Genomic DNA, 21120 nt, shown 5'->3' with positions numbered 1-21120 from the left:
TTCACCTGTCAGCCATCGATACTCCCGGGACGGGGGACCCGATGACGATCGAACATCCGCTCGAGGACGAAGTCTCCGTCCTCGCACGGCGGGTCGAGAAGGCCCGCGGACGTCTGGCCTATCAGTTCGACCCCGCCCTCACCGAGGCGCTCTCGGAGAACGAACTCTCCGCCGAGCGCGAGCTAGCCGAGCGTATCCGCGATGAAGATCGCGCCCAGCGCCTGAAGCAAGTCGAGGCCGCGGCCGCCACGGCTGACCGCGCCCGGCAGACCACCGAAGAAATCGAGAAGGCCGACATTCGGGACTTGCTGATGGCCCGCAAGGCGATTGCCGCGCAGCGGCGCGAATCCAGCCCGCACGCCAAGCTGGCCTCGCTGTACAAGCATCGCGCCTGGAGCCTGCGCGCGCTGGCGGGCGTGGTCGCGGCGGGCATGCTGTGGTCCGCGGTCAACGTGCAGCACAACATCGCTCCCGGTGGCGCGTCCGATCCGCTGTTCTGGTTCAGCTACCTGCTCGAAGGCATGATCAGCGTCTGTCTCGTGATCATCATGATCGGCACCAACAAGGTCGCCGAGTGGGGTGTCATCGACAGCACCAAGCAGGTCGTCGCGGCCGAGATGGCGCTGCTGGGCCTGACGGTCACGCTGAACACGTACCCGTACCTGAAAACCGGTAGCTGGTATGACGTCTCGGTGCACGCCATCGCGCCGGTGATGATCGGCGTAGCGCTGCTCATCCACAACGCCGCCAGCGCCCGGTACGGTCTGGCCATCGTCCGCGCCACCGATCAGATCCGGGATCTGCCCGATCCGGCCGAGACGATTCGCCGCACCCTGCCGAGCATGGTGACCTGGCCGAGCCGCCCCACCGGGCCGAGCGCCGCCCCGACCATGGCCGCGCCCACCCCGGCGCTGACCGCCGCCCCCGAGGCCGAGGCCGCGCAGGTGGTGGAGAGCACCCCGGATCCGGTGCCGGTCAAGCCGCAGCCCAAGCCCGCGCCGCGCAAGGAAGAGCGCACCTCGGCCACCAAGTCGGCGAAAACCGCCGAGGCCGAAGCGCATTCGGATATGACCGACGGCGGTCCGCCGCTGAACGTGTACGACACCGGTCAGTTCCGGATCGCGGAAACCCTGGAACAGGAACTCGCCGAACTCCAGGCCGCCCGCCGTCGCGCACGCGCCGCGGCCCGCGCCCGCAATGGGGGAACCGACGTCGACTGATTCCCGTACGGCACCCGCCACCGCCCGTAGCCAGCGCTACGGGCGGTATCGGCGGTTTCACGGGTGATCAAGCCGCGCCGGGTGATTCGGACGTCAGCGCAGCCGACCGAAGCACCCGGGCGCGATCGGCACGTCGATTCGCGGCCGCACAGCCTCCCCTGCCGCGACGTCAGCTCACCCCGGTGAGCCCCGAGAAGTCGCGCAGCACAACGTGATTGCGCGCGGCCAAACTGCCGAGCGCGTGATCGGGATGCAGTCCGAGGTACTGCTTACGGGTCCGGGTGCTCCAGCGCCGCGCCTGTTCCGAGCGCGTCTTGTAGAAGTTGGCCATATAGCCGCCCTCGTAGATGCGCAGCAGCATGTACCCGCCCGGATACTCCTTGACCGCCGCCACTTCCAGGAATTCGACCGGAATGCCGGAATCGGCTCTGGTGACGCGGTTTCGGTGGGTATGCCCGCTGTGATGCAGGAAGACCCCCGGCGCCGAATGGTAGAGGGCGTGTAGTGCGGCCGCATTGGCCCTGTCGAGCACGAAACCCGGTCCGCCGGGGTTGCTTACCGCCGCGTGCGTCGTGACCGGGTGGTGACCGAATATGAGCGTCGGCCGATCCGGTTCGGCGTGCAGCAGATCGCGCAGGTGCGCCAGTTGCGGGAAGTCCAGGGTGCCCCCGCCGCCGCGCAACCGGGTGGTGTCCAATCCCACCAGACGCATTCCGCCCAAAGCGTATTCACCTAGCTGCTGGTACGGATAGAACACCTTGCCCCAATGGTCCGGTTCGTCCTTGGGCGGCATATCGTGATTGCCCCGGCACACGAAATAGTCGCGCCCCAGCTCACCCCAGGTGTCCAATTGCGCGCGCACGGCCACGGACTGCTCCTCGGTGCCGTGATCGGTCAGATCACCCGCCGCGATGAGATGGTCCGCGCCCCGGTCGGATTCGCGCAGCTCCTCGAGCACCGACTCCAGCATGAACTCCGGATAGCGGTCATCGCCGAACCCCTCGACCAGCCCGCCGGGCAGCAGTCCGCTGCGCGCCTCGCCGTGGTGCAGATCGTTCGCCAGCGCGATGGTGCGCAACAGGCGTCCCGGCGGCGGGGTGAGCGTGCGGAAGGATCCGGTGGACTCGGGCGCGCCCGAACGCCGGGTGGTCAGCGTCCGCGCGGGCAGCGCCCGGCAGCTGTCCGAATACGCCTCGAAGCGGTACTCGCGCCCCGGCTCCAGCCCGGTGATCTCCGCGTAATGAAAAGCGGTGCGCCGGGATTCACGCAACCGCACCGGCAGCGCCCGCAGACTGTCCGCCGGTCCGAGGCGCACCTCGGTATCGGCCGGCGCGGGCTGTAACCGTCCCGCCCGATTCCGGTTGCGCGAGGTCCAGGTCAGAATCACCGAGGTATCGGTGACGGTGACGACCTCCAGATCCGACACCGTCAGCGAATTGTGTTGCACCCGAGCCCCGTACCCGGCGAACACCGGGCGCTGCGCCCGCACCGCCACCGCCGCGGCTCCCGTGGCGGCATTGGCCAGCCACAATGTCCGTAATCGCGGATCCAGCATGACCAACTCCGTCCGCCGCCGACTGCTATTACCCGACGGTACGGTTAACGATTGAACGCAGCTATGACCGCACATGACGGGCCAGCCTCGGGCGCAGGACATTTCTCCCGCACCGCCCGCCCGCGCCCGCAAACCCGGTGATCATTCCGGTCCGGAATTCCCGCCAAGCCCCCTGACCTGCGCACCGAGGCCGACAACCGGGCTCGCGGCGCGTTTTCGCCGGGCCGCGAACCTATGGTCGACGCAGTTCCAGACGCGTTGCCGCACCGCCGGTTTCGCCCGGCCGAAAGGTGACCCGTGGGGGGCGCATCCACTCATCCCGTTCGATTCGAGCCGCCGGTGTTCCCGGTCTGCCTGCTGATCGACGTCTCGGGTTCGATGTACGGACCGCCGATCGACGCGATGAATCGCATGCTGCCCGGCTTGCGGCGCTCGATCCTCGCCGATCCCGTGGCCTGCGCCCGCGTACGCCTGACACTGATCGCCTTCGCCTCCGAAGCGCACACCGTGATGCCGCCGACCGATGTGCCGCGGGCGCGCATCCCCTTCCTGCAGGCGGGCGGCGCGACCAACTTCCGGGCGGCGTTCGAGCGGGCGCACGCCACCCTCACGGACGGTATTCGCGCGCGGGACACGGCGATCCGCGGCCGCCGCCCGGTGGTGTACTTCCTCAGCGACGGCGGCGATACCGGTGAGGATTGGCTGCCCGCGTGGGAGCGGCTGACCGATCCGGCCGATCCGCACGGGGCCGAGGTGGTGAGCTTCGGTATGGGCGCGGCCGATCGGCAGGCCATCGGCGCGGTCTCCACCCGGTACGCGTTCTTCGCCCGCGATCGCGATCCGGCGGCCGCCACCGGGGACATCCTGGACGGAATCGCCGCGAGCATCACATCGACCGCCGCGTCCGATGACAGCGACGCGCAGTCGCTCATCGTCCCCGCCGGAGCCGGACTGACACCCCTGCCCGTGGACGCGATCGGCTGACGCCACCACCCCACGCGCCCCCGCGGCGCGCAGTACATACTCCTCGAGGCAGGAGATCGCCTCCGGCACAGCACCACGGGAGGCAGTTCGCGCATGACCGATGACACCGGTCCGGCACTCGGGAACGAACTGCCGCGCGAGGTATTCGCACAGCAGCTCACCAGTCTCTGGCGGTACGCGGGGAATCCGACCCTGCAGACCGTCGCCGACGCCGCGAACCGCGTCATGCGATCCAGCCGCGGTGAGAGCGCCAAACGGCTCACCGTGCAGCGCATCAGCGATTGGCGCAAGGGCCGCAATCTGCCCGCGGTCTTCGAATCGGTGCGGCCGGTGCTGTTCGTGCTCATCGAGATGACCAAGCAGAAGTCCGAACCGGTCCCGGCGCCACTGCTGGATTCGACCCGCTGGCGGCAACTCTGGGTGAGCGCGGTGGCGTGGACACCGATCTCGGATTGCCCGTATCGCGGCCTGGAGTCCTATCGCACCGAGAACGCCGCACTGTTCTTCGGGCGGGATCGGCCCTCGGCCGAACTCGTCGCGCTGGTGCGGAAAACCGGTGACACCGGCGGCGGAATCGTCATCCTGGTCGGCGCGTCGGGCGCGGGCAAATCCTCGCTGCTCGCCGCCGGGCTCATTCCCGGGCTCGGGCCGGACTGGACGATTCGCACCGGAACCCCGAGTGCCCCACCCGATATGGCGGATCTGCCGGCGGAGCACAGCGCGCTGATCATCGACCAGTTCGAGGAACTGTTCACCCAGTCCGCGACCGCTGCCGAACAGCTCGAGTTCATCGAAACCCTCACCCGGCGCGCGGAATCCGGCGCGACCGTGGTGCTCGGGCTGCGCGCCGACTTCTTCGCCCGCTGCCTGGATCATCCCGCACTCGCCGATGCGCTGGGCCGTAGCGCGTACGTGCTGGCCCCGATGCTGGCGACCGAACTCACCGAGGCGATCACCCGGCCGGCCCGCGCGCACGGACTCAAGATCGAGAGCGGCCTGGTCGAATTGATCAGCGCCGAACTGGTCGGGCTCGGCGGCCACACCGACGGTTCCGGCGCCCTCCCGCTGCTATCGCACGTCATGGCCGTCACCTGGCAGCGCGGGGACGGTAACCGGCTCACCCTGGCGAGTTATCGGGACGCGGGCGGTGTCGCCGGTTCGGTCGCGCAAACCGCGCAGGAGGCATGGACCCGGCTGGATTCGGCCGGGCAGGAGGCCGCCAGATCCATCCTGCTGCGCCTGGTCACCGTCGGGCAGGACACCCGCGATACCCGCAGGCACCTGCCGATCACCGAATTGCTCACCCACACCGACGATCCCGACGCCGCGGCCGATGCGCTCGAACAGCTGGCCAGTGCCCGGCTGATCACCCTCGACACCGATACCGCCGCGCTCACCCATGAGATCGTGATCGACGCCTGGCCCGAACTGCGGGGCTGGCTCGATGCCGACCGGGACGGTCATCTCGTCCGGCAGCGCGCCGAAGCCGATGCCGCGGAATGGGTTTCGGCCGGACGCACGCACGCGCTGCTCTACCGGGGCGATCGGCTCACCCGGGCGCGGGCACACGGCCGCACGGCGGCCGGGCAGACCGGCGAATTCCTCGCCGCGGCGATTCGGGCTCGGCGCCGGCGCATCTGGCTGCAGGCCGGACTCGCGGGCACGCTGGTGGTGCTGCTCGTCGCCGCGCTGACCGGCTATGCGAATACCCGAATCGCCAACCGCGAGAAGGACGCCGGATTCTTCGCGAACGTGCTCAGCGAGGCGAGCCGGGTGCAGAGCAGCGACCCCACCCTCTCCGCCGAACTCGCCATCCTCGCCGCCGGACTGCGCCCGGACGATCTCGATGTGGCCTCCCGCCTGATCGGCACCCAGAGCCTGCCGGCGGTGGCCGCGTTCACCGCCGACACCAATCCGGTGTCGGGGCTGGCGTACGGGGACGGGGACCTCCTCGCGACCGCGGCCGATCGGTCCATCCGGCTCTGGAATACCTCGCGCCCGGGCGCGGTCACCCCGGCCGGACCGGCGATCACCGATCACACCGGGACCGTCACCGCGCTGTCCGCCCGTGGGCCCCTGCTGATTTCCGGTGCCGCGGACCACACCGTGCGCATTCGCGATATCGCCGATCCGGCGCGGCCGCGGGTATCGGCCGTGATCGATACCGGTGGCCCGGTCACCGCCGTCGCACTGGCACACGACGGCCGCACCCTCGCGGTCGCGGACGCGCACGGGGCCGATCTGTACGACCTCACCGATCCCGCTCGGCCCGTCCGGCAGCCGATCCGGTTCCCCGTCGACGGCGAATTGACCACGCTCGGATTCACCGGCGACGACCGCACCCTGCTGACCATCGACCGCGTGATGCCCAATGCCGCCGCCCAGACACGCACCCTGCGGGCATGGAATACCGCTGCGGCACAACCGATTCCGCAGAGCTCCGTACTGGCGCAATCCGCGGACCTGCGGATGGTGACCAGTCCCGCGGACAATCTCGTCGCCATCGCCGACGATCGGCCCGGCAATGCGGCGGCGGTCGACAGCGAGGTGCGCCTCGTGCGCGTGGACGCGGCCGATCGCGTAGCGCAGGTTGCCCCGTCGTTCGCCGCGTCATCGGCGTACTTCCTGCTCGGGATGGCGTTCAGCCCGGACGGCCGCACGCTGGCCACGCTGACCGCGTTCGGCACGAGCCTGTGGAACCTCACCGATCCGGCCCGTCCGGCCGCATTCGGCCCGCTGCTCACCGGGAACGCGGCCGCCTGCCCCCGGGTTCCCGCCGAGCATCGCTGCACCGCGGTACCGCAGAGCCTGCGCTTCAGCCGGGACGGACGGGTGCTGGCCATCGGTTTCGAGGACGGCGCGGTGCAGCAGTGGCTGGTGCCGCCCGCCGTGCTCGGTGGTCAGTCCGGGCAGGTGCGGCCGGTACTCAGCGCCGACGGCTCCCGCATGCTGACCGTGGCCCCGGGTGCGGACGCGCATATCTGGGACACCCACGATCCGGCGGCCGTGCGATTGGCCGGAACCATCCCCGCGCCCGACTACCGGCTGCCGGGCCTGGCGGTGACCACGCTGCCCTCGATCAGCTCCGACGGCCGCTTCGCCGGTCTGGTCATCGACGGCGCGATGACGCTCGTCGATATCTCCGATCCCGCGAAACCCCGCGCGGGATACCGGTTTTCCAACGCGATCGGATTGGGATTCGCGGTGGACCGGCCGCTGCTGCTCACCATATCCGCGACACCGCCGAGCTTTCAGGCCTGGAACTACGCCGATCCGGCGCATCCGGTGCCACTGGGACTACCTGTCCAGGTGCAGATTTCACCGAAGGTCGCCGAGACCGGCGTACAGGTCTCGATGACCCGGGACGGCGAATTGATCGTGGTGATGACCGATAAGCTGATGGTCTGGGATGCCGACATCCGCAAACTGGGTCCGCCTCGGGGCTCCTTCTCGGCCGGCTGGTCCGGCGGCGGCCTGGGCCTGGCCGTCAGCCCCGACCACCGAACCGCCATCGCCGCAGGCGATTCCGGCCTGATCCGCCGCTGGGACATCAGCGACCCCGCGCACATCGAACCCCTCGGCGACCCCTTCCGCGCCAGCGAAATCACGGTCACCGCACTGGATCTCAGCGCCGACGGCCGCCTCCTCGCCACCGGCGGCACCGACTCCACCGTGCGCCTGTGGAACTTCGCCGACCCCACCCACCCGGTCCCCTACGGCCAATCCCTCACCCCGCCCACCGCCACCCCCTGGCAGGTCGCCTTCCACCCCAAGTCGAACTACCTGTTCGGCGGCGGCGACAATGGCGCGCTACGGGTCTGGGATCTCGACCCGCGCCACGCCATCACCCGCCTGTGCGCCCTGCTCGGCTCACGAATCAACGCCGATCTCGCCGATCACTTTCCCGGACAGGCACTTCCGCGCCTCTGCGCACGCCAATGACTGCTCGCGCGCCGACATTCCGGTCCGGAATTCCCGGTAGCCCTCCCTGACCTGTACTTGACGGAGCTCACGCGAACCCGGGGCGTTCGGCCAGGTCGCCACGAACTTAACGTCGACCGTGTTGGAGACGCGTTACCGCACTGTCGGTTTCGCACGGCCGGAAAGTTGAGATCTCATGGTGCGCAAGTCTGCTCACTCCGCCAGCATCGAACCACCGCCGGTGCTACCGATATGCCTGGTGCTCGATGTCTCGGGTTCGATGTATGGCCCGCCGATCGACGCGGTGAACCAGATGATGCCCACCCTGCGGCGCACCCTCCTAGCCGACCCCTCAGCTCGTGCAATGGCTCGCCTCTCTCTGATCGCGTTCGAGTCCAGCGCGCATATCGCGCTACCGCTGACCGATCTGTACCGGGCGCGCATCCCATTCCTTCAAGCCGGTGGCGCGACCAATTTTCGCGACGCGTTCCGGCAAACGCGGACAGCCATCGAGCAGGGAATTCGCTTACAGCACAGCAGCTCCCGAATCCTGCGGCCGGTGGTCTATTTTCTCAGCGACGGCGCTGATTTCGACACGGACTGGCGGCCCGCATGGGAACAGCTCGTCGGCCGAGCCGATGCGGAGGCTGTCGATCTGGTGAGTTTCGGTCTGGGAGCGGCCGACCGAGCCGCAATCGGCGCAATCTCCACCCGCTACGCTTTCACCGCGGAGAGCACCGATGCCACCGTCGCTATACGCGATATCTTCACCGCCATATCCGAGAGCATCATAGTCACCTCGGAATCATTCGATGGCACTGCCCGCGCTCTATCAGCGCCCACCACTGCCGGACTTATTCCGCTACCCGTGCGCACTCGAGCCTGACGTCGATGGAATCGTCAAGGTTCGACGTGGACCGCATCGGGGCTCCACCCGTACACCTACTTCGCATTGGCCTTCCAATGGTCGAGATCAGCAGCCGTGGAAGCTGTTTCGGCAACTCCCAACCGAGTAAAGATGGCGTGGGCACTACTGAGGGAGGATATCGCCGCGTCGGAATCGCCGGTGTTGAAGTAACAGTGTGCGATTCCCGCCAGAGCTCTGCCTTCTTCCAGCGAGTTCCTTATCAACCGCGCCACACGCGATGCACTGACATAGGTTGCCAGTGCCTGGTCGATCTCACCCTGTTCGGCCAGTACCGTGCCTAGACGAACATATGTCTCGGCTTCACCGGACCGATGCCCGATGGTTCGAAAAATACACAACGCCTCTTGTAGAAGTTCTCTGGCACTTTCGTCATTGCCTTCGAGGTGGTGTATCCAACCTCGTATTCCACGCGAGTCGGCGCGACCGGTGTTGTTCGCGAGCCGATCGAAAATCCTCACTGCCTCCTCGGTGACATCAGCGGCGATTCCGTAATCACCCATACGACAGTGGACTCTACCGAGAACGCAGAGCGCGGACGCCATGCCGGCCTCGATGCCCATATCGCGATAGATCGCAAGCGACCGGCTGGCCGAGTCCAGTGCGATTGCATCCTGCCCTAGAAGATGGTCGCCGAATGCCAGATTGGTGAGCACAAACGCCTCGCCGGAGGGGTTGCCGATTTCGCGATAGATAGCCAGAGTCACACGTAGCAAACGCATCGATTCGACGTAGTCACCGTTCAGCTGACGAATCCACGCGGCGATGGAGTAGTTGAGAGCAACTTCACCCCGAAGACCCAGCGCGTCATTGATTTCGGCGGCGGTGTCCAGAAGATCGAACGCCACCGCGCGGTCGTCGGTCAAGTGCCGGATCCAGGCGAGGCTGGAGAGTGCGCGCGCCTCGCCTGCCCCATCGCCCAGGTCACGGAGCAGAGTCAACGCCTGCTCCAACGCTTCGATACCGCGGGGATAGTCACCGGTGAGATGCCAGACCCAACCCAATGTACTGAGTGCCTTTGCTTCCCGAAATCTGTCACCGAGTTCCTGATAGACGATTGTCGCGCGGCCCAAACATGTTGCGGCAGAGCTGAAGTCACCAGCGAGTAGATACACCTTCGCCAATACCCGCAGAGCGGAGGCGGAAAGCGCCGAATCCAATCCGGTAGCGCCGGTCAGTGCGTGCGAAAGTCTCTCGCCGACAGTTGCATAGTCGACGGCCAAGTACTCCGCCGAACCGAGATCCTTGAGCGCAAAGGTTTCCGCCGTCTGCGGTGTAATGGTATCCGCGGCGACGGCCGCCCGTTTCTGAAGAGCCACCGCCAGCACCCACATTCCGTGCAGAAATGACTCTCCGACAAGCGCTTTCGCGAAGTCGACGGCAAGCGCCACTCGACCAGCGGAAGCAGTGTGGCTCAAGCATGAGAAGAGGTTCGCGCGCTCACTGCGTATCCATCCGGTTGCCGCGCCATGCGATCCGAGGTCCGGGCGCCGCGAATCCTGGGAAGCGTCAGCGGCACCCGGTCTCCGCGGCAGCACGGCAGTGAGCGCTGTCTCTCGGTAGTAGTCGAGCAGTCGGTCGAGGCAAACACCGAGGTCCGCCGGATCAGCATCGGCCAGGCTTCGTGCATACTCGCGGACAAGGTCGTGCATGCGGTAACGACCGAATGCTGTCTCATCGAGAAGATGTTCGACATACAGCGATTCCAATTGACGACGTGCCTCGGTGACGGTGACGTCGTCCAGCGCCGCAACGGCATACGCGTCGAAATCAGGTCCGGGATGGACGCCCAGACGGCGAAACAACCGCTGCCTGTGCGGCGGTAGCCGATCGTATGAGGTAGTGAAGGCCGCGCGGACAGCACGCTGTTCGCCTTCCAATTCGTCCAATCGGGCTCGTGTCGCGGCGAATTCGGTGGCCAAGGCACGCAACGTCCAGTTCGGGTGATGCGCCACTCGGCCGGCAAGCAGCACAATCGCGAGCGGAAGATACCCACAGAGGGAAACGATTTCCGCGACTTCGGTGGAATCCTCTACGGCGGTGCGGCCTGCCAGAGCACGGAACAGTTCAACGGCCGCATCGGGATCGAGCGTTTTCATCGTCATCGGCAACGCGCCGTCGAGCGCGACCAAGCGGCGACGACTGGTGATCAGAGTGAGGCACCCTTCGGCCGCCGGAAGCAAAGACTCGATCTGAGCCTGGTCACGAGCGTCATCGAGGACCAATAGCACTCGCTTCCCCACGAGGCGATCGCGCCACAGATCGCGGCGCGCGATAAGGGTTTCCGGCAGCCTGCGTTGGTCCAGTCCGATATCGATCAGTAGCGTGCCGAGTACATCGAGCGGCTCGGCGGCGGGTTGTCCCGGAGTATGCGCATTCAGCTCCACGAAATATTGGCCATCCGGGAATCGATGGGCCAGCCGGTGCGCGGCGCGCGTCACCAGAGCGGTTTTGCCGACGCCCGGCATCCCGTCGACGCTGTGAATAGAGACCACTCGACCGGGGGACGCCATTTCCAGGATGTGATCGAGTTCGGCCTCCCTGCCGACGAAGGTGCCGATATCCCGTCGTAGTGCGTTGACCACCGTCGCACGTGAATGACCCTGTCGCAGGGCATCGTGCCAGAGCTGATGCCAAGCTTTCACATCCAGAAGTCGGCCGTCGGCGGGCGAACCGCTCGCGCGCACCATGTCGATCAATGTGAGCAGTACCGGCAGAAAAGTGTCGAACTGGGAGGGGACATTGCGCCCGGCACGCCAGTCGCTGATTCGTTTGAGGGTGCCGGCCGAACGCTGACCGGGCCGCCTGGCGGCTCGGGTGCGCCGCTCGGCCGCGGTGGCGACTCGCTCCAATGTCGGATTTCCCGCCGCGGTGAACAGTGCGGACAGACGAGTGGCAAAGATCAAGCGCGGCGAATCCCCCGCCGATGAATCAGTATCGGGCACACCCCGATGATCTCTCGAATTCGCGATTCGGACAGCACTGAATCATGAAGTGGGGGATCACGCTTACCGTGTGGGCAACGCTGACCTCAGCGGCCGGGGACCGGGTGGTCGGCGGGGACCACCACTGCCGGGCGGGGCTGGGCGGGGGTGCCGGAGTGCTGGGCGTAGCCGAGCCAGCCGGTGCCGACGAAGATCGCCAGCAGTACGGCGGTGGGGAGTTCGTACAGCAGCCAACCCGGGGCGAGGACGGAGTCGCGGGCGGGGTGGGGGGTGCGGGCCGGGTGGGTGAGGCGGTGCGCTCGGACGGGTGGGCGTTGCCTGCCGATGCTGCCGTGCCTCGTATGTTGCTGTTGCCGGACCACCCATTGCCTCCGTAGCTAGAAATGTGCCGAACCCCAGGATGCCGAATCAGCGGCGAGCGCACAGCGGTGAATGAGCGGACAACAGGGTGTCCGGTCTTTTCAGCGCATGCTCGCATTGGGTAGTCGTGCGGGGCAGGACATTCCGGGCACGGTGACCAGCTCGAAGTGCCACCATTCATTGTCGTACGTGCGGCACAGGCCCCAGCGATTGCCGTTGTCCTCGAGCCATTGCGCGCCCGCGCGCGGGCCGACATCGATGGCCTGGCCGGAGACGTGCGTGGATTCCTCGGGCGGGAGCACCCACTGGCGCGCCGCTTCCGGACTGCCGTAGGTGCGAATTCCGTCCTCCCACATGGCCTGCTGTTCGGCGGGCGAGCGGTAGCCGGAGGTGATCCAGATGGTGACGCCCTCCTCGCGGGCCTGTGCGGCGGCCGAGGCGTAGGCCGAGGCCAGCAGCGGATCCAGGCCCTCGGTCTCGGCGGAGATGGCCGAGGCGGACGGCAGCGGGGGCACGCCGAACAGGTTCCCCGGCAGCGCACCCGCGGGCAGATCGACGATCTCCCCGGGGGCGGCGATGGCGGGAGCGGCGTGCGCGGACGGCGCAGCGGGAAGTCCCGCGACGAACAGGCCCGCCCCCGCGATCAGCGAGACCGCGGCGGCTCTGCGGGTACCGCGGCTGATTGCCGGATTCGCCCGGTATGCAAGCGTTTCCGGCTCGCATACCGGATTGTCGTCGCGGCGCTCAGCGCGCATACGGCCTTCTTCCTCGTTCAGATTCGTTCCTTGGACCGCTCGCGGACACGCAGCGCGATCGGCTTGGAGGTTTCGGCGAAGAAGTCGTTGCCCTTGTCATCGACCACGATGAAGGCCGGAAAATCCTCGACCTCGATCTTCCAGACGGCTTCCATGCCGAGCTCAGGGTATTCGAGAACTTCGACGGATTTGATGCAGTCGAGGGCGAGTCGCGCCGCGGGTCCGCCGATCGAGCCGAGATAGAAGCCGCCGTGCGCGTTGCACGCCTTGGTGACCTGCGCCGAGCGATTGCCCTTGGCCAGCATGACATGTGAGCCACCGGCGGCCTGGAACTGATCGACGTACGAGTCCATGCGACCGGCCGTGGTCGGGCCGAAGGAACCCGAGGCGTATCCGTCCGGGGTCTTGGCCGGACCGGCGTAGTAGACGGCCATATCGCGCATGTACTGCGGCATCGGCTCGCCCGCGTCCAGCCGCTCCTTGATCTTGGCGTGCGCGATATCGCGCGCCACGACCAGCGGGCCGGTCAGCGAAAGCCGGGTCTTCACAGGGTATTTCGACAGCTCGTCGCGGATCTCGGACATCGGGCGGTTCAGGTCGATCTTGACCACGTCGCCGCCGAGAATGGCATCGGTCTGCTCCGGAAGGTACTGCGCCGGTTCACGTTCGAGCTGCTCCAGGAACACGCCCTCGGGGGTGATCTTGGCCAGCGCCTGGCGATCCGCCGAGCAGGACACCGCGATGGCGACCGGCAGCGACGCGCCGTGCCGGGGCAGGCGGATGACGCGCACGTCATGGCAGAAGTACTTACCGCCGAACTGCGCGCCGATGCCGAAGGACTGGGTGAGCTTGAAGACCTGCTCCTCGAGCTCCAGATCGCGAAAGCCGTGCGCGGACATCGACCCCTCGGTCGGCATATTGTCCAGGTAGTGCGCGGAGGCGTATTTCGCCGTCTTCAAGGCGAATTCGGCGCTGGTGCCGCCGATGACGACCGCCAGGTGGTACGGCGGGCAGGCCGCGGTGCCGAGCGAGCGGATCTTCTCGTCCAGGAATTCCAGCATGCGATCCGGGTTCAGGATCGCCTTGGTCTCCTGGAACAGGAACGACTTGTTGGCCGAGCCGCCGCCCTTGGCCATGTACAGGAACTTGTACGAGGGCTTGGCGGGATCGCCTGCGGCCGAATACAACTCGACCTGCGCGGGCAGATTGTTGCCGGTGTTCTTCTCATCCCACATGGTGATGGGCGCGAGCTGGGAGTACCGCAGGTTCAGCTTGGTGTAGGCGTCGAACACGCCGCGCGAGATCCACTCCGCGTCATCCGCGCCGGTGAGCACGCCCTCGGACTTCTTGCCCATCACGATGGCGGTGCCGGTGTCCTGGCACATGGGCAGAATTCCGCCCGCCGAGATATTCACGTTCTTGAGCAGATCCAGCGCCACGAACCGGTCGTTCCCGCTGGACTCCGGATCATCGATGATCTTGCGCAGCTGGGCCAGGTGCGCGGGCCGCAGATAGTGGCTGATGTCATGCATCGCCTCCGCGGTCAGCATGCGCAGCACCTCGGGCTCCACCTGCAGGAAGGTACGGCCGTTCACCTCGAAGGTGCTGACCCCCTCGGTCGTCAGCAACCGATACGGCGTCTCATCGGCACCGATCGGCAACAGATCCGAATACAGGAAGTCAGGCGCGGTCAACGTTCGCACTCCTCGAGCAGGGCTGGGGGCTGTCCAGCCAACGGTTCAAGCACAGAGACTTTATCCACCGCCCCGGCACCGCTTCCGCGCAGGCAGACCTAACCGGAAATATCGCCCGTGGGATCGCATTTGCACTTGCATTTGCACACACGAAGTTTGCTGAGACCATTCCCCCGCCGCGCATCGCACTGTCAGACTCGGTTCGTGGCCATTCCACGCAGGGCTCGGGAACGCCGGGCCGAAGACCCCAACAGACACCAAACCATCAGCAGGCGAAGGCCTTTGCCCGCCATTCTGGGCGACCGGTTCCGTCGACTACGCGAGGCAGGCCGTATCACCCAGCGCATCGCGGGTGATGCCATCCACGCCGACACCTCCAAGATCAGCCGCCTGGAATCGGGGCACACGCACTTCCACCAGGACGACGCCGCGGTGCTGCTCGATCTCTACGGCGTCCCCGCCGACGACCGGGCGCGTTATCTGACCTGGGCACAGCGGGTCAACGGCGCGAGCTGGCCGGACTACGACGATACGGACGCCGACTCCGGACTGGACGCGCTGCTGTGTGACGTACCACTCCAACTCGTTCGCGGCTACGAGCACGGCGTGATTCCGGCGCTGCTGCAAACTCGCGAGTACGCCAACGCGGCACTGCGGATGTCACGGGAGGAGATGTGCGAGAACGACGCCGACGCGGTGCTCGAATTGCGTATGCGCGGTCAGCGAATGCTCTTCGCACAGCATCCACCCGCGGTCTGGCTCGTGGTGGAGAAGACCGCCCTGCTACGGCCGATCGTCGATACGGCCATGTGGCACAGGCAGATCGACCATTTACTGACGCTCGCCGAACTCCCCCACGTGACCGTGCAACTGCTCGACGACGCCGCGTGCGGACCCGCGCGCACCGGCGAATCCTTCACATATCTGCGATTCCGGAACTTCCGGCTGCGCGAATTGGTGCGCACGCAGCAACTATCCGGGGCAATCTGCCGTGATCTGCCTTCGGAGACCGAACCGTATCTGCGCACCGCGGACCGGCTGGCGATGCTCGCCGCCGCGCCCCGGGACAGCATCGAGCGAATCAGCGAACTCCGCCGCCGAGCGCCCGAGCCGGACGCACAACCGGGCCCCGGGGCGGGATAGCGATGCCCGAGACGCGATGCCGGAGTGCGGATGTGTGCGAATCCCGATGTGGATTATGCGAATCCGCACAGGTTGCACCTTCAACTCGGGGGGTGTTACCTGTGATGATGCGCTTGTCCGCTGGCGGAGGGGAATAGCATGGCAGCTGATACCGGGAGTGGAATCGTGACCGAAACCCGTTGGCTCGATGATGTCGAGACGCGCGCGTGGCTGGGATTCGTGTTCACCCGCGACCTCATCGCCGCCGCGGTCGGGCGCGATTCGCTGCGCGAATCCAATCTGACCTATGTCGAGTACACCGTGCTCGCCCGCCTGGCCGACGCCCAGGACCATCGGCGCAGTTTCGCCGAATTGGCCGGGGTGCTGGAGTGGTCGCAGAGCAGGCTCTCGCATCAGATCACCCGGATGGAGAAGCGCGGGCTGGTGGCGCGCGAATCGATTCCCGATGATGCCCGCCGCACCGCCGCCGTGCTGACCGCCAAGGGCGAGCAAGTACTGGCCGGTGCCGCGCCCGCACACGTGGAGAGCGTGCGGCGGCACATGATCGATGTGCTGGACAGCGGACAGCTCACCGCGCTGGCCGATATCTACGACACCTTATTGGCGCACCACCGAAGACCCGACACGAGGAACCCCGTCTGAGCGAAAAATACCCGTCGACCGGCGTTTGGTTTGGCACACGGGGGGTAGTGGGTAAGACTAGGCTCGGCACCGGCTTCCGACGGCGGTCGGCACCGAGCGCATGGTCGGCAAACGACCGCCGCGCTAGTTGACTCGAGTGTGTGCACCCCGACCTGGCCTTAGCGAAAGGGGCAGGAGTTTTCATGTCCGACGTGTCCATAAGCGTTTCGGCTGATTCGCAGCCCGCGAGTCCCGTCGACAACCTGCTCCCGCAGCTTGTCGAACACCTGCGGCAGAACCGCACCGAACTGCGCGAGGAGTGGGCCCGTCGCATCACCGATGCCCAGCTGCTGACCGCCATGACCCCGGAGGAGATCTTCTCCGAAGCGACCTCGGTCTACGACAACTACGTCGAGGTGCTCGAGACCGGTAGCGTCGAGGCGCTGCAGGCCTACGCCCGCGACCTGTCCGAACGCATCATTCCGCGAGGGGTCGAGACCGACGAGGTCATCGGCATCGTTCTACTGCTTCGAGATGTGCTGGCGCGCAGTCTCTTCGAGAAGTATCAAAGTGACTTCATGTTGCTCAAGCGGGTTTTGGACGCCTACGAACCGGCTGCCAACCGCATCGCCAACACCGTGGCCGTCTCCTTCGTGCAGGAGCGCGAGCGCGTTATCCGCCAGCAGCAGGAGGCGATTCGCGAACTCTCCACCCCCGTGTTGCAGGTGCGCGAGCAGCTGCTGATTCTGCCCATCATCGGCGTGCTGGACTCCCAGCGTGCACGCCAGCTCACCGAACAGCTGTTGCGCGCGATTCGCGCCAACCGCGCCAAGGTGGTCGTCATCGATATCACCGGTGTTCCCGCGATCGACTCCACGGTGGCCAACCACCTGGTGCAGACCGTGGACGCGTCCGGCCTGATGGGCGCCAACGTCATCATCACCGGCCTGTCCTCGGAGATCGCGCTCACCCTGGTGACCATCGGCCTGGACCTGTCGAAGATGAACGCGGTCGGCGACCTCCAGGGCGGTATCGAAGAGGCGGAGCGACTCCTGGGCTACGAAGTGTCGCGTGTCCCCGCTGACCGCGACGGACGGTAACCCGGGACAGGGCTCATGCCGGTACCCATTCTGAAACAAGGCACCTATTTGATCGCGTCGGTGCAGTCCGCACTCACCGACGCCGATACCGAACGCCTGCAAGACGATCTGATGAAGTACGTCAGCAAGTATCGAGCACAGGGCATCATCGTCGATGTCACCGCAATCGACGTAATGGACTCCTTTGCCGCGAGATCACTGCGTACCATCGCCCACATGACCAAGCTGCGCGGCGCGGAGACGGTCATCGTCGGTCTGCAACCCGAGGTCGCTTTCGCGATGGTGCAACTCGGCCTCACCTTCGAAGGTATGCATACCGCACTGGATCTGGAGGAAGGGCTGGCCTGGCTCAACCACAAGATCAGTAATCGGGGCCAGCGAGACGGTCGTGATCGTGGCCGCTGAAGTCATGGTGATCGCGGTGAAGGTGTCCAACGACATCGTGACCGCTCGGCAGGCGGGGCTGGAGCTGGCAAGCACTCTCGGCTTCTCGCTATCCGATCGCACCATGATTGCCACCGCGATCTCCGAAGTGGCGCGCAATATCACCAGTTACGCGGGCACCGGCGAGATCAGGCTCGCGGTCGGCGAACGGGAAGGCCGCCGCTCGATGGTGGTGCAGGCCCAGGATCAGGGTCCGGGAATCATCGATATCGACCGTGCGCTGGAAGACGGCTATTCCACCGGACGCGGTCTGGGACTTGGCCTTCCGGGCGCGCGCCGACTCATGGACGGACTCGTCATCACCTCCAAACCCGGCCACGGCACGCTCGTGGAGATGTGGAAGTGGGTACCGCGCAATGCGTGAGGACGGGTTCATCGGCACGGTCGAATGGGCCGTCGCCGGGCGTGCCCTTCCCGGGCAACGCGTGTCCGGGGATCGCTCGGTCATTCTCGACGCGGGCGGCGGCTCGGTGCTTTTCGCGGTCCTGGACGGACTCGGGCACGGCGCCGCGGCCGCCGACGCCGCCGATCGCGCGGCCCAGGTGCTGTCCGAAAACCGTGCCGAGCCTTTGGATGTGCTGATTCTGCTGTGCCATCGCGCCATGTCCGACACCCGCGGTGCCGCGGTATCGCTGGCGCTGTTCGATGCCGGGGATCGACTGACCTGGCTCGGCGTCGGCAATGTCGAATCCCGCATTGTCGCCGCGGCTCCCGGTAAACCGGCGATCCGCGCGGCGGCGCTGCTGTCCGGCGGCATCGTCGGCTATCTGCTGCCGCCCAATCTGCAATCACAGACCGTGCCGATCCGGCCTGGCGATCTACTGCTCATGTCCACCGACGGCATCACCAGCGACTACTCCGACGGAATCGATTTGGCCAAGCCGACTTCCGAGATCACCGCCGATATTCTGGCGCGGCACGCCAAGGACACCGATGACGCGATCGTGCTCGCGGCCCGCCATCGCGGGCATACGGTCCGATCACTGCACTCACCACCGGAGCAGCACGCATGAGTTCGGCGCTGGCGGCCTTCCGCGACGCGTACACCGGTGCGCTGCGGCTGCATCTGCGCGCACCGAATCAGAACACCCTGGCCGAAGGCTATGAGCTGGGGCGGCGTGCGCTGGTGGAGGGCGTGAGCATTCTCGACCTCACCGAACATCACTTCCGGATTCTGGAAGAGCAGGGCATGGCCCCGGTGAGCGATGACGAACGCGCCGAGGCCGCACTGGAATTCCTGTTGCAGACGATGGCCGCGCTGGATGTGGCCACCCGCGGTTTCCTGGACGGCACCCGCCGCTATGAGCAACAGCGTTCGCGCGCGGACGATCTCGCGGGCCGCGACGCCTTCCGCACCGCGCTGGTCGAATCGCTGCAGGACGGCTTCTTCGTGGTGGACGCCGAAGGCACACTGGTGGAGGTCAATACGGCCTTCGGCGGGCTCACCGGATACGGCCCCGACGGCGTGCCCTATCCACTCCCCCATCCCTGGACCGTGGCCGAGGCATCGCGCTATCCGGATCTGGGCACCGATGCCGCGCGCTTCGTCATGCCCATCCGACATCGCGACGGCCGCCGCCTCTGGCTGGCCGTCTCGACCAGCTCGCTGGTGAAACCCGAGAACAGCGAACGCATTTTCGTCGGCACCATTCGCGATGTGACCGCCGAACATGACGCACAGGCCCGCGATCAGGCCGTGTCCCGGCTGGCCACCGCGGTCGGTGCGGCCACCAGCGTGGTCGAGGTGCTCACCGTGGGCCTGGAGGAATTGCGCCGCGCCGTCGGTGCGGAGTCGGCGGTGGTCTCGGTCTGGCCGAGTAGTCATTCCGGTCCGGAACTGTATGTCTCCGAGGACAATCCGCAGTTGGAGACGGTCGCCGCCGGTGGTATCGCATTGCGATCGGGTGCAAATACGGATCCGATTTCCATGGGCGGCAGGGAATCCCGGCAGGTGCTCGATGCCCGCGCCCGCGCCCTGCTGGATCGGGCGCGATTGCGGCCCGGCCGCACCATGTTCGCGATTCCCGAGGGCGCGACGAGTTCGGAGGGCATTGTCGCCCCGCTCGGCGAGGCCGGGGATTCGGCGCTGTGGCTGCGGTTCGCCGCGCCCCGCTCCATCACCCCCGAGGATTGGGCGCTGTTCTCTTTGCTGGTGGGACATTTGAGCCTGGCCGTGCAGCGGGCGCGCAACTTCGACCAGGCGCGCTCGACCTCGCTGACCCTGCAGCGCGCCATGCTCGGCCCGATCGAATTGCCGCCCCGCTTCTCGGTGCATTACGAACCCGCCCTGCCCCCATTGGAAATCGGCGGCGACTGGTACGACGTGGTGCGCCTGGCCGACGGGACCATGGGCGTTGTCGTGGGCGACTGTGTCGGGCGCGGATTGTCCGCCGCCGTGGTCATGGGCCAATTGCGCACCGCCGCACGGGCATTGCTGCTGCGCGGGGCGGGTCCGGCGCAACTGCTCGCCGAACTCGACACCGTCGCCGCGCGCATTCCGGGCGCCATGTGCACCACCGTCTGCGCCGCCATCCTGGATCCGGTGCGCGGTCTGGTGCGCTACTCCAGCGCCGGGCATATGCCGCCGGTGCTGGCCGAACCGGGTACGCGCGGAAGGCTTCTGGAAGGCGGACGCGCGGTACCGCTGGCCACCTTCGATCCACCGCGCCGCCCCGAGGCGACCACCGCACTGGCCCCCGGCTCCACGCTGGTGCTGTTCACCGACGGCCTGGTCGAACAGCGCGGTATCGATATCGACGACCGCTTCGTCGAACTCGCCGACGAATTGACCGGCGTCGCAGGGCAATTGCCGCGCGAGGTAGCCGACTCGGTGCTGTCCCGGCTGCGCCCGGCGGGCGGGTACGACGATGATGTGGCGCTGGTGGTCTACCGCCAGCCGCCCAAACCGCTACGCCTGGATGTGCCCGCGACCCCGAGCGAACTGTCCCGTATGCGCCGCGAACTCAAATCCTGGCTGGCCGCCGCCGCGATCCCGCACGACAGCGCGGGCGATCTCATCGCGGCCGCCAATGAGGCATTGAGCAACAGCATCGAGCACGCCTACCTCAACGGCGATGCGGGCCGCGTCGAGCTGACCGCCGAATGTGGGCTCGACGCAGTCACTCTCATCATCACCGATACCGGCAGCTGGCGACCACAACCCTCGGATCCCGGCCATCGCGGCCGCGGTATCGCCATGATGCGCGCCCTCACCGACGATCTGGAGATCGATCACGCCGGACCCGGCACTCGGGTCCGGATGATCTCCCGTTTGCCCGCAGTGGCTTTCTCGGCGGCCAGTCGCGTGTGAACATGGAAGGCACATATGCGCCATTGCCTTCCTGACCAAGCAGAAACGGTGCGGTAGCTGGGTATTTCGCGATCATCCGGCAACTGAAACGAAACCGATGTCGCAGACGATGCAACATGATTGGACGGATCATGGCAGATTGT

Annotated in this window: 16 protein-coding genes; 11 read left to right on the top strand and 5 right to left on the bottom strand. The window is 66.7% G+C overall.

The features are described 5' to 3' along the window. Nucleotides 1-41: 41 nt before the first annotated feature. Nucleotides 42-1220, top strand: a complete 1179-nt coding sequence (locus ACFVUS_RS03005) for a hypothetical protein (protein WP_387761494.1) — start codon at nt 42-44, stop codon at nt 1218-1220. Between the two features lie 169 nt (nt 1221-1389). On the opposite strand, the gene ACFVUS_RS03000 is transcribed toward ACFVUS_RS03005, so the two are convergent. Beyond that, entirely contained in the window at nt 1390-2775 is a 1386-nt protein-coding gene (locus ACFVUS_RS03000; protein ID WP_387761493.1) for a metallophosphoesterase, read from the bottom strand. A gap of 297 nt (nt 2776-3072) precedes the next feature. Here ACFVUS_RS03000 and ACFVUS_RS02995 point away from each other — a divergent pair, with 297 nt between their 5' ends. The 3 genes from ACFVUS_RS02995 (at nt 3073) to ACFVUS_RS02985 (ending at nt 8566) form a co-directional block, all read left to right on the top strand. Then, nucleotides 3073-3759, top strand: coding sequence for a VWA domain-containing protein (locus tag ACFVUS_RS02995; protein ID WP_387761492.1), 687 nt, complete (start codon nt 3073-3075; stop codon nt 3757-3759). A 93-nt stretch (nt 3760-3852) separates the two neighbouring features. Then, the gene (locus ACFVUS_RS02990) at nt 3853-7701 is read left to right on the top strand and encodes a hypothetical protein (RefSeq protein ID WP_387761491.1); all 3849 of its coding nucleotides are present in this window, start codon (nt 3853-3855) and stop codon (nt 7699-7701) included. 175 nt (nt 7702-7876) lie between these two features. After that, nucleotides 7877-8566, top strand: coding sequence for a VWA domain-containing protein (locus tag ACFVUS_RS02985; RefSeq protein WP_387761490.1), 690 nt, complete (start codon nt 7877-7879; stop codon nt 8564-8566). A 56-nt stretch (nt 8567-8622) separates the two neighbouring features. Here ACFVUS_RS02985 and ACFVUS_RS02980 read toward each other — a convergent pair whose 3' ends face one another. The 4 genes from ACFVUS_RS02980 to ACFVUS_RS02965 form a co-directional block, all read right to left on the bottom strand. Next, the gene (locus tag ACFVUS_RS02980) at nt 8623-11550 is read right to left on the bottom strand and encodes a tetratricopeptide repeat protein (protein ID WP_387761489.1); all 2928 of its coding nucleotides are present in this window, start codon (nt 11548-11550) and stop codon (nt 8623-8625) included. An 86-nt stretch (nt 11551-11636) separates the two neighbouring features. Next, nucleotides 11637-11912 (bottom strand): hypothetical protein, encoded by a 276-nt coding sequence (locus tag ACFVUS_RS02975; protein WP_387761488.1) that lies wholly within the window; start codon nt 11910-11912, stop codon nt 11637-11639. Between the two features lie 99 nt (nt 11913-12011). Further along, a complete protein-coding gene (locus ACFVUS_RS02970; RefSeq protein ID WP_387761487.1) occupies nt 12012-12665 on the bottom strand; it encodes a M15 family metallopeptidase in 654 nt (217 codons plus the stop codon). Between the two features lie 17 nt (nt 12666-12682). Further along, a complete protein-coding gene (locus ACFVUS_RS02965) occupies nt 12683-14359 on the bottom strand; it encodes a fumarate hydratase (RefSeq protein ID WP_387761486.1) in 1677 nt (558 codons plus the stop codon). A gap of 282 nt (nt 14360-14641) precedes the next feature. Here ACFVUS_RS02965 and ACFVUS_RS02960 point away from each other — a divergent pair, with 282 nt between their 5' ends. The 7 genes from ACFVUS_RS02960 to ACFVUS_RS02930 all read left to right on the top strand — a co-directional run bounded on the left by ACFVUS_RS02960 (nt 14642) and on the right by ACFVUS_RS02930 (nt 20977). Then, nucleotides 14642-15502 carry a helix-turn-helix domain-containing protein gene (locus tag ACFVUS_RS02960; protein WP_387761485.1) on the top strand — a complete coding sequence of 287 codons (861 nt, stop codon included), beginning with the start codon at nt 14642-14644 and terminating at the stop codon, nt 15500-15502. Nucleotides 15503-15667: 165 nt separating this feature from the next. Next, entirely contained in the window at nt 15668-16144 is a 477-nt protein-coding gene (locus ACFVUS_RS02955) for a MarR family winged helix-turn-helix transcriptional regulator (protein WP_387761484.1), read from the top strand. A 182-nt stretch (nt 16145-16326) separates the two neighbouring features. Continuing rightward, nucleotides 16327-17223: an STAS domain-containing protein gene (locus ACFVUS_RS02950; protein WP_387761483.1), complete on the top strand. Its 897-nt coding sequence runs from the start codon at nt 16327-16329 to the stop codon at nt 17221-17223. Between the two features lie 15 nt (nt 17224-17238). Next, complete coding sequence (locus tag ACFVUS_RS02945; protein WP_364633865.1) at nt 17239-17628, top strand: STAS domain-containing protein; 390 nt, start codon at nt 17239-17241, stop codon at nt 17626-17628. Continuing rightward, complete coding sequence (locus tag ACFVUS_RS02940; protein ID WP_364633863.1) at nt 17618-18031, top strand: ATP-binding protein; 414 nt, start codon at nt 17618-17620, stop codon at nt 18029-18031. The genes ACFVUS_RS02945 and ACFVUS_RS02940 overlap by 11 nt, the downstream gene beginning before the upstream one ends. Beyond that, nucleotides 18024-18680: a SpoIIE family protein phosphatase gene (locus ACFVUS_RS02935; protein ID WP_387761482.1), complete on the top strand. Its 657-nt coding sequence runs from the start codon at nt 18024-18026 to the stop codon at nt 18678-18680. Before ACFVUS_RS02940 ends, ACFVUS_RS02935 begins: the two co-directional genes overlap by 8 nt. Continuing rightward, nucleotides 18677-20977: a SpoIIE family protein phosphatase gene (locus ACFVUS_RS02930; protein ID WP_387761481.1), complete on the top strand. Its 2301-nt coding sequence runs from the start codon at nt 18677-18679 to the stop codon at nt 20975-20977. The genes ACFVUS_RS02935 and ACFVUS_RS02930 overlap by 4 nt, the downstream gene beginning before the upstream one ends. The last annotated feature ends 143 nt before the right edge of the window (nt 20978-21120 follow it).

The sequence above is a fragment of the Nocardia sp. NPDC058058 genome, assembly GCF_042885355.1.
Lineage (GTDB): Bacteria > Actinomycetota > Actinomycetes > Mycobacteriales > Mycobacteriaceae > Nocardia.
Note: the sequence above shows the minus strand (reverse complement) of the source record. Positions and strands in the feature narration are given on the sequence as shown.